3 protein-coding genes are annotated in these 1,904 nt (G+C 72.3%); 2 read left to right on the plus strand and 1 reads right to left on the minus strand.

Annotated features, from left to right (window positions below; translation table 11 throughout):
* Positions 1 to 642, plus strand: a 642-nt coding sequence (locus AB0C29_RS46215) for a response regulator transcription factor (RefSeq protein ID WP_360834427.1), incomplete at its 5' end; no start/stop codon positions are given.
* Here the strand turns inward: AB0C29_RS46215 and AB0C29_RS46220 are convergent.
* A complete protein-coding gene (locus tag AB0C29_RS46220; RefSeq protein ID WP_360834429.1) occupies positions 627 to 1,250 on the minus strand; it encodes a DedA family protein in 624 nt (207 codons plus the stop codon). The two genes, AB0C29_RS46215 and AB0C29_RS46220, sit on opposite strands and share 16 nt — an antisense overlap.
* A gap of 230 nt (positions 1,251 to 1,480) precedes the next feature.
* Between AB0C29_RS46220 and AB0C29_RS46225 the strand changes: the two genes are divergently transcribed.
* Positions 1,481 to 1,904, plus strand: a 424-nt coding sequence (locus AB0C29_RS46225; RefSeq protein WP_360834431.1) for an FAD-dependent oxidoreductase, incomplete at its 3' end; no start/stop codon positions are given.

Here is a 1,904-nt window from a genome sequence, read left to right on the forward strand (position 1 = left end):
CGACTGATCCTGGCCGAGGACTCGACCCTGCTGCGCGAGGGCCTGGTCCGCCTGCTCGCCGAGGAGGGACACGAGGTGCTCGCGGCGGTCGGTGACGGCGACGCACTGGTGCGGGAGGTCGAGCGGCACCGGCCCGACGTGATCGTGGTCGACGTCCGGATGCCGCCCACCCACACCGACGAGGGGCTGCGGGCGGCGCTGGAGGTCCGGCGGCGGTGGCCGGCCGTCGGCGTCCTGGTGCTGTCCCAGCACGTCGAGAAGACGTACGCCACCCAGCTGCTGGGCGCCGACTCGGCCGGGGTCGGCTACCTGCTCAAGGACCGGGTGTCGCGGGTGGACGAGTTCCTCGCCTCGCTGGACCGGGTCGGCGCCGGCGGCGCGGCGATCGACCCCGAGGTGGTGCGCCAGCTGCTCGCCCGGACGTCGCACGTGGACCCGCTGGCCCGGCTCACCGAACGCGAACGGGCGGTCCTGGAGCAGATGGCGCAGGGCCACACCAACGCCGCCGTGGCCGCGAAACTGCACGTGTCGCAGAGCGCGGTCGAGAAGCACGTGAACGCGATCTTCGACAAGCTGGACCTGAACCGGGCGGCCGGTTACAGCCGCCGGGTCCTGGCCGTCCTGCGTTACCTGAGCTCCTGACGGGACCGCCGCACCCGCGCCGCGACGAACCAGAGCAGGGCCAGGGCACAGACCACGATCACCCCGTTCTGGTACGCGCCCACCCACCCCTGGATCGCCGGCCAGTTCTCCCCCAGCCCGTACCCGGCCAGGATGAAGACCGTGTTCCAGATGAGGCTGCCCAGCGTGGTGCAGAGCAGGAAGGTGCCCAGCGGCATGCGTTCCAGCCCGGCCGGGATCGAGATCAGGCTCCGGAAGATCGGGATCATCCGGCCCAGGAACACCGCCTTGACCCCGTGCCGGGCGAACCAGGCCTCGGTGCGGTCCACGTCGGCCAGCTTGATCAGCGGCAGCCGGGCCGCGACGGCGCGGATCCGGTCCCGGCCGAGCACCGCCCCCACGGCGTAGAGGGCGACCGCGCCCACCACCGAGCCGAGCGTGGTCCAGGTGATCGCGCCCAGCAGGCTGACGTCACCGCGGGCGGCGGCGAAGCCGGCCAGCGGCAGGATCACCTCGCTGGGGATCGGCGGGAAGAGGTTCTCGAGGGCGACGGCGAGGCCGGCGCCGGGACCGCCGAGCCGCTCGACCAGTGATGCCGTGTCAGCTGCGAAATCCCAGGTGGAAGTCATGGCATCGACGCTAGGAACCCGGCCCGGCGGGCACCATGAGCCGTACCGCAGACCTGCCTGCGGCCCACCGCAGCCGGACCCTGCGGAAAACCACAGGCACGGTTTGTTGCGTCGCGGTAAAAGTCTCGATCGCCCATTGACCGGCGCCACCGCCGCTGCCGATCCTGTGACGACGGAGACACGGCCCGCTCCTAGGCACGGCACGTTCGTTCGGCGAAGGGACGCGGGGCATGGCGATCGTCATCATCGGAGCGGGGATCGTCGGGTGCGCCCTGGCGGACGAACTCACCCTGCGCGGCCGCACCGACGTGACGGTGCTGGAGCAGGGCCCGCTGTTCAGCACGGGCGGATCCAGCTCGCACGCGCCCGGCCTGGTGTTCCAGACCAACCCGTCGCGGACGATGGCCGGGCTGGCCCGCTACACCGTGGCGAAGCTGACCGACCTGGGCTGCTTCGACGCGGTGGGCAGCCTGGAAGTGGCGACCACCCCGGAACGGCTGCTCGAGCTGCACCGGCGGCATGGCTTCGCGACCGCGTGGGGCATCGCCGCGGAGGTGCTCGGGCCGGACGCCTGCCGGGAGCTGTATCCGCTGCTCGGCGAGGTGCTGGGCGGCCTGCACGTACCGAGCGACGGACTGGCCCGCGCGGTCGACG

The organism is Actinoplanes sp. NPDC048791 (assembly GCF_040650095.1).
GTDB lineage: Bacteria > Actinomycetota > Actinomycetes > Mycobacteriales > Micromonosporaceae > Actinoplanes.

What these genes read in the sequence shown, in the direction of transcription:
- AB0C29_RS46220 (WP_360834429.1), bottom strand. Translation starts at nt 1,250, where the DNA reads ATGACTTCCACCTGGGATTTCGCAGCTGACACGGCATCACTGGTCGAG.